Consider the following 15,273-nt stretch of genomic DNA (forward strand, 5'->3'; position numbering starts at 1 on the left):
ATATCATAATCAAAAAACATAGCCAATAAACAAAATTTATACAAAAGTAAATTTCAATTTTTAAAAAAAATGATTATTAATTAATAATTATTTTAAAACTTTTTTTGTGAAATAAAAAATAATGATATAATAATTAAGGCTAAAAATTAAAACAAAGGAATTTATAAGGATTATGGATTTCAAACAAATAAAAAGCAATGTCGAAAAGGTTAAATTTTTAAGAAAAGATTTTCCTATTTTAAATAAAAAGTTTGAAAATAAGCATATAATTTATTTTGACAATGCAGCAACCTCTCAAAAGCCCAAAAACGTAATTTATTCTAACGTTGAATATTATGAAAATTACAACGCAAATGTACACAGAAGCGGTCATAAATTTGCAATCCAATCGAGCATAAAAATAGAAAAAACAAGAGAACTTGTAAAAAATTTCATTAATGCAGAATCCGCAAAAAATATAATATTCACCTCTGGAACTACTGATGGAATTAATACTATTGCAAGTTCATTTTTTTATTCAAAATACTTTAAAAAAAAAGATGAAATTATTCTTACAACTCTTGAACATAACAGTAATTTACTGCCTTGGGTAAATCTTGCAAATTTAGCTAATTTAAAAATTAAATTAGCTAAATTTAATGAAATGGGAATTATTACCCCTGAAGAAATTGAAAAACTTATTACAGAAAAAACAAAGCTTATCAGTATTTCAGGAGTAAATAATACCTTGGGAACCATTAATGATTTGGAATCTATTGGAAAAATCGCAAAAAAATACAACATATGTTTTCTTGTAGATGCTGCACAAATGGCACCCCATATAAAAATAGATGTTAAAAAAATTGGTTGTGATTTTTTGGCATTTTCTGGACATAAAATGCTTGCTCCAACAGGAATAGGAATTTTATACATTTCAAATAATATGGCCGAAAAACTTCATAGTTCAAAATTGGGAGGAAATACTGTAGAAGAAATATTTATAGAAAATGAAAAAATTAAATTTAAATCATCCAAGTCTCCTAATAAATTTGAATCGGGAACCCCAAATATTGCAGGAATTATTGGACTTGAAGAGGCAATAAAATATATTGATAATATTTCTATGGATTTTATTTTAGAGCATGATCAACAATTAATCGAATATGGGGTAAAAAAATTACAAGAGCTTGATGAAGTTGAATTTATACTAAATACAAATCTTAAAAGAAATTCAATAATATCATTTACGGTAAAAAATATTCACTCACACGATATTGAAACCTATCTAGATACAATGGGAATAGCAACCAGAGCCGGAAAAACTTGTTCCTATGTGGCATTTTTCCCAGAAAATTTAAATAAAAATCATCTTTTAAGAATTAGCTTTTATTTTTATAATACACAAGAAGAAATTGATAATTTCATATTGGGATTAAAAAAGGTAATAAAAGAGCTTTCATAAAAATTTATAAAATAAAGATCTTAACAAAGTTAATCAAAAATACATTTTTTGATTAACTTTAATTTTAGGATTAATAAGCATTATTTTAATCTTTTAAAGAAAATAAAAACAATTTCAACTGTATACCATATTTTTAAAATTTTTATTTAAAAATCTTCACATTATTTTTTATAATTGATTTAATAAATCAAAGAAAATAAAATTAAATTATGCTCACTGAAAAAACTAAAAAAGAATTATTAAGACTTAGTAAGGTCAATAATTACACAATAAATGAAGTAGAAACAAACCAAAATTTCAAACATCAATCCAAATGTGGAGATCAAATTTTGTTCCAAATAATAAGAACAAATAATGGAAAATTTAATTTAAAACATCATGCATCTGGATGTATGATTTTACTTGCAAGCGCCAACGCTTTAAATAAATTGTGCAATAACAAAGCAAAGTCCGAAATTCTAAATTTAGTGCAAAAAGTGTTAAGCGGTGATTTTGCAAATCTAGATGAAATTGACGTAAGTTTAAAAATTTTTGACGTATTTACAAATACAAATAGAAAAGACTGTTTTTTACTGCCATACAAATCATTAAAAGATAGTTTGGAAAACTACAAGCCTTTAAGGAGAGCTATTAGATGAAAATCTATTCACACTCATCAGTCGGATATGAAGGAGAACTAATTGAGATTGAAATAGATATAAAAAAAGGAATTTCTGGAATTGATATCGTAGGACTTGCTGGGAGTGAAATTAAAGAATCAAGAGAAAGGGTAAAATCAGCTATCAAGAATTCAAATTTTCATTTTCCTAAAGATAGAATATTAATAAATCTTGCACCGGCCGGAATTAAAAAGCTTGGAACAGCTTTTGACCTTTCGATTGCTATTAGTATTATTAAAGTCCAAGAAAGCAAAGATAATAAAAATTTGGAAATCTTAATATTAGGAGAATTACAATTAGATGGCAAAATAAGATCAATAAAAGCAGTTTTACCAGCCATTGCACTTGCTAAAGAAAAGGAAATAAAATTTGCAATAGTTCCCTTTGACAATTTAGAAGAAGCTAGTCTAATAGATGGCTTGAATATTTGGGGTGTTAAAAATTTAAAAGAAACTATAAAAATAATAGAACAATTAAACGACAATATGCTCCCCCCAAGAACAAATACTAAACTCCAATTAACAATTGAAGAAGATTATATTATAGATTATGACTTTAAAAACATAAAAGGACAACAAAGAGCAAAAAGAGCAATTGAAATAGCAATTGCCGGTGGACATAACATCATGTTATTTGGTCCACCTGGAAGCGGAAAAACACTTAGTATTAAATGCTCGCAATCTATTCTTCCCCCACTTACAAACAAAGAGCTTATAGAAACAAACAGAATATGGTCAATATCCGGGAAATTAATAGACAGAAAGATAATCAAACAAAGGCCTTTTAGAAATCCCCATCATACTGCCAGCAAAGAAGGAATAATCGGAGGGGGGCCCAATCCTTTACCTGGAGAAGTGTCTCTTGCCCACAACGGAATATTATTTTTAGACGAAGCTTTAGAATTTAAAAAATCTATCTTACAATCTTTGCGCGAACCTATTGAAGACAAATCAATTTCAATCTCAAGAGCAAATTCTAGAGTATTCAAATACCCAGCCAATTTCCAATTAATGCTTGCAATGAATCTTTGTCCTTGTGGAAATCTTGGTAAAAAAAATACAGATTGTTTTTGCTCACAACAAGAAATTTCAAATTATTGGAAAAAACTTGGAGCCGCAATGCTTGATAGAATTGATATTAGAGTTCCAACAAGAGCAATTAATAATGAAAAATTACTCGGCGAAACAAGCGAAAGTTCAAGCGAAATAAAAAAAAGAATAATAAAAGCAAGAAACATTCAAAATATAAGATACGAAAATTTTGCAAACATAAATAAAAATTCTGATCTTAATTCCGATTACATTGAAAAATTTTGTGAATTAGGTGCAATCTTAAAAAATGATTTGATTTACATTCTAAACAAACTCAACATATCTTCAAGAGCAACACATTCAATACTAAAAATTGCAAGAACAATCTCCGATTTAAAAGAAGAAAAAAATATTTCAAGAGAAGCCTTGCTTGAAGCAATTGAACACAGAAAAAACGGAGAAAATATGCTTGAAAAATGAAAACCCCTAAAATATTTGGGGTCTTAATACTAAAATTCTATTTTATCAATATAGTTTTTAAGCTGATTGGCAGAACTGTTAAACCTCTCAAGCTCTTTAGGGCTTATCTTAAAGTTTAAAACTTCTTTGACTCCTTCTTTGCAAACTATAGCAGGCGCTCCAATATAGATATCTTTAATCAATCCCCCATACTGACCATTAATATAAGAAGATATTGGCAGAATAACATTCTGGTCTCCAATTATTGCATTTACAATATTCTTAATACCAAGTCCAATAGCATAATAGGTTGATCCCTTTAACTTAATAACTTCATAAGCAGCATTTACAACCTTTTTATGAATTTCATCAAGCTCAGACTCAGTTATTTTACCTTCAGCAAGATATTCTGATAAAGGCTTCATTGCTATTTTTGTTTCATCCCAAGTAACAAAAGAACTGTCACCATGCTCACCCATAATATATGAATGTATATTTTGAGTATTAACATTAAAACGATCACTTAAAAAATATCTAAGTCGAGAAGTATCAAGAATAGTACCAGTACCAATAACCTTGTGAATAGGAAATTTGGAATATTTCATTGTAACATAAGTCATAATGTCTACAGGATTACTTGCAACTACAAAAATACCATCAAAACCACTAGACACAACATTGGTTACAATATCTTTAAAAATTTTAGAATTTTTATCAACTAAATCAAGTCTTGTTTCACCGGGTTTTTGATTAAGTCCTGCTGTAATTACAACAATATCTGCATTAGCACAATCTTTATAAGTCCCAAACAATACATTAATATTCTTCTTTAAAAACATTTGGCCATGATTAAGGTCCATGACCTCCCCTTTTGCTTTATTTTCATTCACATCAATAATCATAAGTTCATGTACAAGCGAATTGTCTATTGTTAAAGCATAAGCAAAGCTTGAACCCACCCCACCAGCTCCAATAAGAACAACTTTATTAGACTTAAGCATAAATTACTCCATATAAATTAAAACTATATACAACTAATTTTAAATAAGCAACGATAAAAATATTTTATCGCATTTCCAAGGGCTTTGCCAATCACGTAGCACAAAAAATTAAAAACAAATTTAATTATCATTGGATTTTAGAACTGCAAGAAAAGCGCTTTGTGGAATTTCAACATTTCCCACCATCTTCATTCGCTTTTTACCTTCTTTCTGCTTTTCTAAAAGTTTTCTCTTACGAGTAATATCACCACCATAACACTTAGCAGTAACATCTTTTCTAACAGGAGAAATTGTCTCTCGAGCAATAACATTAGAGCCAATAGCGCCTTGAATAGCTATTCTAAATTGTTGTCTTGCTATTTCATCTTTCAACTTTTTACAAATTCCAATAGCCTTAGTTCTGGCACTGTCTTTAAAAACCAACTGAGAGAGTGCATCAATTCTATCCCCATTGACCAGTATATCTAATCTTACTAAATCTGTATATTCATAATCTAAAAGCTCATAATCAAAAGAAGCATATCCACGACTCACAGATTTAATCTTATCATAAAAATCAAAAAGGATTTCAGAAAGAGGCATTTTATAAATAAGTTCAACACGCTTAGTGTCAAGATAAATTAAGTTTGTCTGAACTCCTCTTTTTAATAAACACACACTCATAATATTTCCTAAGAATTCTTTAGGAACAATAATATTAGCCTTAATATAAGGCTCAAGAACGCTTTCAATAGATTCATTTCCAGGAAATTGTTCAGGAGTTTCAATAAAATAAGATTCTCCCTTTTTAGGAATTATTTTGTATCTAACAGAAGGAGAAGTTAATATCACATTCAAATTAAATTCACGCTCAATACGTTCTTGAATAACCTCTAAATGTAAAAGCCCAAGAAATCCACATTTAAAACCATGTCCAAGCGCAGATGATGAATCTTTCTCAAATGTTAACGACGCATCATTAAGTTTTAATCTGTCCATTGCCTTCAAAAGATCATCATATTGATTAGCATCAACGGGATACACTGAAGAGAACACTACAGGCTTAACTTCTTTAAATCCCTCAAGAGGAGATACTGCTGAAAAATCACAAAGGGTTACTGTATCTCCAATTTTAACATCTGATATATTTTTTATTCCTGCAATAAAATATCCAACATCTCCTGCTTCTAGGCTATCTTTTCTTTCAAGTGATATTTTAAAAATTCCAATCTCTTCAATTAAATGCTCGCTATTAGTATGCATTAACCTAATCTTATCGCCCGTTTTGATTTGTCCTTCAAAAATCCTAAAGTGAACAACAACTCCTCTATAAGAATCATAATGTGAATCAAAAATTAATGCTCTTAAGGGATCCTTAATACTTCCTTTAGGAGATGGCACATACTTACAAATAGCTTCAAGCAAATCATCAATTCCTATTCCATTTTTAGCAGAAATTGAAATAGCAATTTCTTCATTTAATCCTAAATCATTTTTTATTTGCTTTTTTACAAAATCAACATTAGCATTTGGAAGGTCTATTTTATTAATAACAGGAATAATTTCTAAATCATGCTCAAAAGCCATATAAAAATTAGAAACTGTTTGAGCTTGTATTCCCTGACTTGCATCAATTAATAAAAGAGCACCCTCACAAGATGAAATTGCCCTTGAGACTTCATAAGAAAAATCAACATGGCCTGGAGTATCTACAAAATTTAACTCATAAAAATTACCATCATTACTTTTATAAGTAATTGTTACTGCCTGACTTTTTATTGTAATTCCTCTTTCTCGTTCAATATCCATACTGTCAAGCATTTGACTTTTAAAATCACGATCGGATATTATTTTGGCCTTTTGAATAAATCGATCAGCTAATGTAGATTTTCCATGATCAATGTGTGCAATAATGCAAAAGTTTTTCTTACGAATACTAATACTAATCCTCCCAAACTACAAGTCAAGATTTAAAAATTAATTTTTTTCAAATATACAGAATTTTTAATTTGACTTCTTGATTTCGCAATATAAGGAGAAAATCTTGGTGCAAGATCTACTATTAATTTCCAAGTATCTATTGCTCTAAATTTATAATTGCCATTAGAATATGCATAAGTAGCAGCAGCAACATTATAAACTATTTCCCAAAAATCTGTAGATTCAAAAGCATTTTTTATTGCCTTATACTCATTAATTTTTTGAACAAAAGACCTTAAATTTTTAAACTGATACACAGGTTCATAATAACAAACATAATCATACATTCTTGTTAAAATTCCTACTGCGGCTATAAGTCCATGAGTAATTGAAAGTTCATAAGCTTTTAAACGCAAATAAACTTTTGACAATAATTGATGAGCATCAATAACGTTATAGTTTTTAAATCTGTAAAGATTAAAAGTAAAATCAATACCAAAAGCTCCTCTTACTTGTTTTAAATAAGAAGTTAAATAAAATGAAACATTAAATTCATTATTTGGCACACTATTTTCGCCTTGAGAATAATCATGATAGCTATAATAATCTTTTTTAGTTGAAAACTTGTTTAATATATCATTCAAATAATCAATCGTATCAACATAATTATTCTCAAGTTCAGCCATTTTAGCTAAAGAAAAAAGTATTTTTTTTTCAAAAGATTCATCTAATAAATAATCTTTATCTTCAAAAGACTTGTAAAGGTTTAATTTTTCAAGAATAGCATTGCCAGACATACCATAAGCTACTGACAAATAGTAACTGGCCTCAGGATAAACACCTTTTCTAAGCAAAGCTTCCTGAAAATAATTAATAGCATGTGTAAGATTAGACTTACTAAATTCAGATTTAGAATAAAGCAATTGCCTGCCTTTTTCAAGTAAAATCCAATACGGAAAATTTTTATTACTTGAAGAATTCAAAGAAATAGAAAAAGGCAAAGCAAAAAAAAATAAAACCACATTCCTCATAATAATAAATATATTAAATTAACTCATAAATTACGAGAAAATTTAATATTAAAAGAAATAATAAATCAAAATTAAACAAACTTAAATATCATTAAAAATACCATTACAAAAAGAGCAACAGATTCGATTAATCCTAAAACTAATAGATATGTGGCAAATCCTTTCCCGGTCTCAGAAAACGCATCGCAAGCACCCGCTGCGGCTTTACCTTGAGCAAATCCAGAAACAGCAATAGCAAACCCACCACCAATACCAGCTCCAAGCAACAACCATGGATTTGTCTGCATCATCACCTCATATAATGTGTTCATCAAAATATATCCATATATTATTTGAGTCAGCGGTGCTGAAACAAAAACGATCAATAAAAATGGCGCCGGCTTTCCTTGCATATAGCATCTCTTCCATGCTCCAATAGCAGCACTACCTGCTGCACCCATACCCAACGCAGAACCTATTGCTGAGATTGTTAAAGCTGAATTAACCCCTATTAAACCTATATCCATAAGTACTCCTTTTTTATTTATTTTTTCATTTTTCTAAAAGGCCTATAAGCATATCCACTCCATTCTTGCCCTAAATGGTTTGAAAATTCAAGCATATTAAGCCTTACTCCATGAACAATTACTGAAAGCAAAGATAGCATTATATTTAAAACATGCCCAAAAAGTATAACAATAATTCCAGCTACTATAAAACCAATATTAGAAGATTTTAACAAAGGTATTGACATAGTATTAAAACTTGCTGAGATCGAAAGTCCTGCAAGTCCAACTGCAAAAAGTCTAATATAAGATATTATATCTGCAAACCCCGACACAGTGGTTAAAAACTGCTCTATAATACCCCCAAAGCTTTTAAATATACACTTGAAAAAATTTGAACCATCTTGCTTACCAAAAACAAATACAAGTGCAATGCCAAAATATATTACATTATAAACAACATTATACATGGGGAATCGAGATTGACTTAGTATTAAATTCAAAACAAGATAATAAAGTCCAACTATACACATAATCCAACCAATTTGTGCGATTGAATGAATATGGGGCTTTTCTTTTACTTGTCTGAAAAAATTCCAAGCATGCGCTAATGAAATTTGCAAAACTCCTATTGAAAAACAGATAAAGATAATATTTTGTACACTATTTTTATCTGTCAAATAACTAACTTTAAATGAATTTAAAACGGGAAACATTTCAAGAATTAAAGGACTACCAAACCAAGTCCCAGTCATAGTCCCATAAAGTATCGATGATACACTTAGATAAAATATCAACCCATGAACTGGCGTTAAGGGTTTACCTTTAAGAAGAAAACTCAAACTAAGTAAAATTCCTATCAAAAAAAATATCACTCCATAAGCCGCATCACCTATTATCATACCAAAAAACACAAAGAAAAATAACATAAAAATAAAACTTATATCTCTTTCTTTATACCCGGGAATTGTCTCTAAAATATTAAAAATAGGTGCAGCTAAACTGGCAATTCCTTTTCTTTTTATATAAGTTGGAATAATATCATTTTCTTCGGGATCTGCAAATTGAGCTGCAAAACCTGCTTTTAAAACTACATTTTTAAGAGATTCTTGACTTTCAGCTGGAATAAATCCTGTAATATACGAAAAATCTTCAAAATCAGTTTGCATATCAGCTAAAACTTGCTCAAACTCTACGATTTGATCGTAATTTTTTATCTCATCTCTTAAAATATCAATATATTTATTAAAAAGAGAAATTTGAGTCAACTTTTGATCTAAAATTTCATCAACAACCTTTAATTTATTATTAATATAATTAAGATCAAAATTAAATTTAAATTCGTCAGCAATTTCAATTTTTTGCTCAAACTCGCCAACATTCACAAAATAAGAAGTGTTTTTTACGTTTTTAATCAAAAACACATTAACATTGGGATCTTTTAATAAATTTTTATATTCACTTTTTTGGATTTTAAAAAATTGAATATAAATGTTAGATTCTTTCAATTTGTTAATATTTTCTAAAGAAAAATTTCCCCAAACAGAAATCAAATTCCTTTCATACAATAAAGATCTTTTAATATCTTGAAATTCTTTAATTTCATTTCCCAAATTAACTATGCTTTTTGCAATATCTAAAAAATTTCCATTAGAAGATTTTAAAGCTTTAACACCCCCATCTTCTTTAAGCAGAGAAAAAGCTTGTATTAAAATTCGTCTATTATCAATGCTTTTTTTTAAAGATTCTGAATTCTTATTGCAAGAATTAATATGAACTGCTCCAAAATCTCTTAAAATCTCTAAAGATTCTTTTTTATATTTTGATAAAGTTAAAAGTAAAACTTTTTTCATTTTTACAATCATAAGCTGTTCCTATTTTTTTTTATCAAACTAGATTTAGCAATTTTACCTCTTACAACAGCAGCGGTTTGCTGATCTCCAAGATATATATTAATTTTTTTTATATTAGCCTTAGCTGTTGGTATCATAACTTTCTCAAATAAATTGACTCTCTGAGATGTTACTCGAAACTCTTTTAAAAGCAAATCGATCTGTTTTTTTAAAATTTTGAGTTCTACGTCAATTTGAATAATAACTTTAAGAATCTCAATCCCCTTATCTACCCAATAAGGGGTAAAAAGTAAATCATGCCTTATTTCCTTATATTCAATAGCATCAAATATAGGAATTGCAACCCCCGCAATATTTAAAGACTTTTTGACCACTGTTTTTACTTGAATCCAACTCTCAAAAGGAAATTTTTCGCTAAAAAGAGAAATCCAATTAGAAATACTATCCCTAAGTTTTTGTTGCTCAAGATTTTTAATTTTGTAAGAATTCTCAATTTTAACAATTTCCATATAAAGCTGTTGCTTCTTAAGCTGCAAAGTAGGCAAATATCTCTTAAACATTTTAAGTTCATCTTTTTGCTTTTTAAGATCATTTTTGGTCAATTTAATTTTAGACATAATCAACAAGTCTCTTTTTAGGCCAATATTTTTCAATAAGGTCTGTTTTTATTCCTGTTTCTTTTGGACTAAAACAACTAGCAAGAATGTCCCAACCCAAATCCAAAGCCTCTTCTAAAGGAATATTAACAGACAAATCCATCATCTTACTTTCAAACATATTGCTATATTTGAGCAATTTTTCATCCCACTTGGTCATATTAAATCCCATAGCCTTTTTTTCTACAGACTCTTTTGAAGATGCATAAAGTTTGATCATTGAATCCATTATAGTCCTATGATCGTCTCTAGTTCTATTATTTACCATTTGCTTAAGTCTTGAAAGCGACCCAAAAGGCTCTATTCTGCCACCTTTTAAATAATACTGACCTTCTGTAATATACCCGGTGTTATCAGGAACAGGATGAGTAACATCATCACCCGGCATTGTTGTAACCGCAAGTATTGTAATCGATCCGGCACCTTCAAAATCAATAGCCTTCTCATAACGATATGCAAGCTGAGAATATAAATCGCCAGGATAACCTCTGTTAGAAGGGACTTGTTCCATTGTAATGGATATTTCTTTCATTGCATCAGCAAAATTTGTCATGTCTGTAAGAAGCACTAAAACCTTTTTACCTTTAAGGGCAAACTTTTCAGCAACAGAAAGCGAAATATCAGGAACAGTTAAAGATTCAACAACAGAATCATTAGCGGTATGAACAAAAAATATTGCCCTACTTAAAGCGCCCCCTTTTTCCAAGGAATCTTTAAAAGTTAAATAATCATCATTCTTAAGCCCCATTCCACCAAGAATTATTAAATCAACTTCCGCTTGAAGTGCAATTCTTACAAGCAGCTCATTATAAGGCTCGCCAGAAACAGAAAAAATTGGTAATTTTTGAGATTCAACAAGAGTATTAAAAACATCTATCATTGGAAGCCCTGTTCTTATCATATTTCTAGGAACAATACGTTTTGTAGGATTTGCAGAAGGACCCCCAATTTCAATTAAACTATCATCAAGAGAAGGGCCCCCATCTCTAGGATTCCCAGAACCATCAAAAATTCTGCCCAACAAATTGTCGGAAAATGAAATCTGCATTGAATGCCCTAAAAACTTTATCTCGTCTGAGGTAGAAACACCTCTTGTACCACCATAAACCTGAAGAGAAACTTTTTCTCTATCAAGTTTAATTACTTCGGCTAGAGAACTTGTATCTTTTGCTTTCACAATAGCAAGCTCACCATACTTAATACCTTGAGCTGTAACAGTTATTACATTGCCCGCTATAGACTCTATTTTACTGTAGACTCTTTTCATATATATATTTCTCCAAACCCCCTAAATTACCTTTTTTAAATTTATCAATTCACTCAAAGCATGCTCCAATTTATTAAACTTATAATCCTTAAAAGAAGAAAGATTCATGTCTAAAAGATTTTGCCTCAATTCATTTATAAAATCTCTTGCTTGAAGCTTATCGGAAAACTCAAAGTTGGTTTTAAGAATGTTGTAAACTATATCAAACATATAATTTTGACGCTCAGAATTTACAGCAGCATCAACAGAATCAAATGAATTTTGCTGTAAATAGCATGAATCAAGAAGTTCAGACTTTAAATAAATTAAAAAATCCTCATTACTTATGCCTTCTTCTCCAACAACTTTCATCATTTGATTAATTTCATTACCTTTTACCAAAAAAGATCTTGCATATTCGGTCTTTTCAGAATCAATAACACCTTTATATTTACTCCAAGATTCAAGAGGGCTAATAGCTGGAAATTTTCTAGCATCAGACCTTTCTCTTGTAAGTCCGTGGAATGCTCCTACAACCTTTAAAGTTGCTTGAGTAACTGGCTCTTCAAAATTACCTCCAGCAGGGCTTACGGAACCACCAACTGTTACAGATCCAATACCACCGTTATTAAGAACTACAATGCCTGCCCTTTCATAAAAGGAAGCAATAATAGATTCAAGATACGCAGGAAAAGCCTCTTCACCAGGAATTTCTTCAAGACGACCAGACATTTCTCTCATAGCTTGCGCCCATCTTGAAGTTGAATCTGCCAAAAGAAGAATATCAAGGCCCATTTGCCTGTAATACTCACCAATAGTAATAGCAGTATAAACAGAAGCTTCTCTGGCTGCAACTGGCATTGAAGATGTATTACAAATAATACAAGTCCTATCCATTAAAGATTTACCGGTTTTTGGATCCATTAACTCGGGAAATTCTTTAAGAGTTTCTACTACTTCTCCTGCTCGTTCACCACAAGCTGCAATAATCACTACATCAACATCAGCATTTCGACTTGTAACCTGCTGAAGAACCGTTTTTCCAGCCCCAAAAGGCCCTGGAATGCAAAAAGTCCCCCCTTTAGCAACTGGAAAAAATGTATCTATAATTCTAGTTTGAGTCAACATAGGCTCACTCGGAATAAGCCGTTCCTTATAATTAGTAATAGGAACTTTAACAGGCCAATGAAAAGACATTGTAATATTATGTCTCATACCAGAATCATCTTCAATTACAGCAATTTGCTCATCAATCGAATAGTCACCATCATTTACAATCTCCACAATTTTATAAGAATCCCTTTTATAAAATGGTACCATTATCTGATGGTGAACAGTTCCCTCAATTACAAAACCTAAAAAATCTCCTGCAATAACGATGTCTCCGACTTTGGAAGTTTTTTTAAAATTCCACTTTTTATCTTTATTCAAGGGCCTTAGATATACTCCCCTTTCTAAAAAAAATCCACATTGAATAGCCAATTCGGGCAAAGGATTTTGAAGCCCATCATACACTTGAGTTAAAAGACCTGGTCCAAGCTCAACTGTTAAAAGTTTGTCTGTAAATTCAACTAGATCTCCAACAGTTATCCCTTTTGTCAATTCAAAAACTTGTGCATCAACTTCATTGCCTCTAATACGAATTACTTCTGCTTTTAAATTTCTACCAGCAGTCTTTACAAATAAAACTTCATTCATAGAAACTGAACCTTCTACCTCAATAGTAACTAAGTTTCCATTAACTCCAACGACTTTTCCTTTTGTATTCATCTAAATTCCTTTTCTAAACTTTTTCATTAGTTTGATCAATTAAATTTTTACAAATATTGTCAAAATTTTGAATACCCAATTTTTCTTTAAATAAATTATGCCTTAAAAATAACCTTAACTTTAAAAAGTAAATTATTAATTTCTCAAAATCAAATTCATGCCCAACCTCAAGATCAGTTAAAAATTGCCACTTAAGAAGGTCAAAACTTAATTCTATTTCAAAAGGATTTTCTTTCAAGCAGATGTTTTTCAAAATACTCAGATAATAACTTGAAAAATAAGTAGATTCTAAATAAAAATCCTTAGGTAACCCTAATTTTTCTGCCCTTAAAGACGCAAGTGTATATCTTATTGTATCCTCAAAATCAAGAAAAAGATCAATAACTCTTGATTTACCCCTATCTACCTTAAATTCTAACAACCCTTTTAAAAAATCGAAGTCCTTTTTACTTAAAGAAATTTCAACATTATTTAAAAAATCTGAAACACTATAATTTTTCAAAGATTTTAAATCAATGTAGGGCAAAGAAGATAAAACATAATAATATGAATCCAACACAAAAGTCTCCTAGACCACCTTTATAACTTCCTTAAATCTTGGATTAAGATAATCAAAAAGAATGTCTGCAATAGTTTCAGCTGAAAAATCATAATGCAAACCAATATTCTTTTTTTGAATCTTAAAACCCTTGCTTATCCCCCTGAAAGGCCTAAGCTCCATCCCTTCCTTAAGCTTATGGCCAAGCTTTAATCTTAATATCTGCTCTAAACTAAAAAAATCAGATTCATTTAATTGAATAACTAATTTTTCCTCCTCGGCCCATGAATCCGTTATTTTAATTATAAGCTCTGCTAAAAAATTATAATCACTAAAAACTTCCGTTACACTATCTTTTAAAGCATTTTCAAAAAGAGATTTAAGATTCTTTTCAACGCCAATAATTAAATCTCTTATTGCCTGACGAGAAGCTTCAAGAGCATGACATTTGTAATCATTAGCTTCTTTTTCTAATTTTACCTTTAATGCTCTAGCAGATTCTTCTGCTCTAGCAACTATTTCTTCTGCCTCTCTTTTAGCCTTTAAAATAATATCATTAGCTGCTCTCTCAGCTTCTTCAAGTCCATCTTTTTTAATTTTATTTATAAGATCCTTTACTTCAAATTGCATTAAAACTCCTTATCATACAAGATTAAAATAATAACTTAACACTTATTAGCAAACAAAACTTTAAAAAAAGCATACAATAAATTTTTAATATCAAAAATTTTATAATATTTAAAAACATATCAAGTTGACACAATAATACTTCTTTAAAGAATACATTTATTCTCCATTATAGAAATAATGCAACCATTAAAAAAATGGCCCAATAATTTTATAAACATTGCCATCACGCACTATATCAAGATTTTTGCTTGGAAATTTATTTTTAAGTCCTTCTCTAAAGATTTCAATACCCCTTTTATTTATCTTATCCCAAAATTCATCATCAACAAAATTTAAAGTTAATATCTCAATAATAATCAAATAACCTCTTCCAAACTTAGATCCATAGCCTGACGTAAAAGTTGTTGTAACACTAAAAAGACCATCTAAGAGACCATTTGCAGCCTTGCCCCTAAAAGGTCTGTTGGGATGAATATCATAAGAATTTCCAAATTCATTCTCAAGAACAAAATCAACATCTAGACAAATGTGAAACAATACATTTTCAAATTCATTAAATTTTGATATATTCACT

14 protein-coding genes are annotated in these 15,273 nt (G+C 29.8%); 3 read left to right on the plus strand and 11 right to left on the minus strand.

What is annotated here, in order from left to right; translation table 11 throughout:
• Positions 1-172 precede the first annotated feature (172 nt).
• The 3 genes from QIA00_RS00410 (at position 173) to QIA00_RS00420 (ending at position 3,611) form a co-directional block, all read left to right on the plus strand.
• Complete coding sequence (locus QIA00_RS00410; protein WP_316256853.1) at positions 173-1,441, plus strand: cysteine desulfurase; 1,269 nt, start codon at positions 173-175, stop codon at positions 1,439-1,441.
• Positions 1,442-1,650: 209 nt separating this feature from the next.
• Complete coding sequence (locus tag QIA00_RS00415) at positions 1,651-2,079, plus strand: iron-sulfur cluster assembly scaffold protein (RefSeq protein ID WP_316256854.1); 429 nt, start codon at positions 1,651-1,653, stop codon at positions 2,077-2,079.
• Positions 2,076-3,611, plus strand: coding sequence for a YifB family Mg chelatase-like AAA ATPase (locus tag QIA00_RS00420; RefSeq protein WP_316256855.1), 1,536 nt, complete (start codon positions 2,076-2,078; stop codon positions 3,609-3,611). The genes QIA00_RS00415 and QIA00_RS00420 overlap by 4 nt, the downstream gene beginning before the upstream one ends.
• Before the next feature lie 29 nt (positions 3,612-3,640).
• Here QIA00_RS00420 and QIA00_RS00425 read toward each other — a convergent pair whose 3' ends face one another.
• From QIA00_RS00425 to QIA00_RS00475, 11 genes are all read right to left on the minus strand, one after another.
• Positions 3,641-4,591, minus strand: a complete 951-nt coding sequence (locus QIA00_RS00425; RefSeq protein ID WP_316256856.1) for an L-lactate dehydrogenase — start codon at positions 4,589-4,591, stop codon at positions 3,641-3,643.
• Between the two features lie 120 nt (positions 4,592-4,711).
• Positions 4,712-6,517 carry a translation elongation factor 4 gene (lepA, locus tag QIA00_RS00430; RefSeq protein ID WP_316257645.1) on the minus strand — a complete coding sequence of 602 codons (1,806 nt, stop codon included), beginning with the start codon at positions 6,515-6,517 and terminating at the stop codon, positions 4,712-4,714.
• A 23-nt stretch (positions 6,518-6,540) separates the two neighbouring features.
• Positions 6,541-7,521 (minus strand): hypothetical protein, encoded by a 981-nt coding sequence (locus tag QIA00_RS00435; RefSeq protein ID WP_316256857.1) that lies wholly within the window; start codon positions 7,519-7,521, stop codon positions 6,541-6,543.
• A 71-nt stretch (positions 7,522-7,592) separates the two neighbouring features.
• Entirely contained in the window at positions 7,593-8,027 is a 435-nt protein-coding gene (locus QIA00_RS00440) for an ATP synthase subunit K (RefSeq protein ID WP_002556692.1), read from the minus strand.
• Between the two features lie 17 nt (positions 8,028-8,044).
• Positions 8,045-9,871: a V-type ATP synthase subunit I gene (locus tag QIA00_RS00445; protein WP_316256858.1), complete on the minus strand. Its 1,827-nt coding sequence runs from the start codon at positions 9,869-9,871 to the stop codon at positions 8,045-8,047.
• Complete coding sequence (locus QIA00_RS00450; protein ID WP_316256859.1) at positions 9,868-10,476, minus strand: V-type ATP synthase subunit D; 609 nt, start codon at positions 10,474-10,476, stop codon at positions 9,868-9,870. The genes QIA00_RS00445 and QIA00_RS00450 overlap by 4 nt, the downstream gene beginning before the upstream one ends.
• Entirely contained in the window at positions 10,469-11,782 is a 1,314-nt protein-coding gene (locus QIA00_RS00455; RefSeq protein WP_301426907.1) for a V-type ATP synthase subunit B, read from the minus strand. Before QIA00_RS00455 ends, QIA00_RS00450 begins: the two co-directional genes overlap by 8 nt.
• 21 nt (positions 11,783-11,803) lie before the next feature.
• A complete protein-coding gene (locus QIA00_RS00460) occupies positions 11,804-13,531 on the minus strand; it encodes a V-type ATP synthase subunit A (RefSeq protein WP_316256860.1) in 1,728 nt (575 codons plus the stop codon).
• A gap of 13 nt (positions 13,532-13,544) precedes the next feature.
• On the minus strand, positions 13,545-14,090 hold the full coding sequence (locus QIA00_RS00465) for a hypothetical protein (protein ID WP_316256861.1): 546 nt from the start codon (positions 14,088-14,090) through the stop codon (positions 13,545-13,547).
• A 9-nt stretch (positions 14,091-14,099) separates the two neighbouring features.
• Positions 14,100-14,699: a V-type ATP synthase subunit E gene (locus QIA00_RS00470; protein WP_316256862.1), complete on the minus strand. Its 600-nt coding sequence runs from the start codon at positions 14,697-14,699 to the stop codon at positions 14,100-14,102.
• A 186-nt stretch (positions 14,700-14,885) separates the two neighbouring features.
• Positions 14,886-15,272 (minus strand): hypothetical protein, encoded by a 387-nt coding sequence (locus QIA00_RS00475; RefSeq protein ID WP_301426911.1) that lies wholly within the window; start codon positions 15,270-15,272, stop codon positions 14,886-14,888.
• Between the last annotated feature and the right edge of the window lies 1 nt (position 15,273).

Origin of the sequence: Borreliella americana, assembly GCF_032595795.2 — a bacterium.
Classification (GTDB): domain Bacteria; phylum Spirochaetota; class Spirochaetia; order Borreliales; family Borreliaceae; genus Borreliella; species Borreliella americana.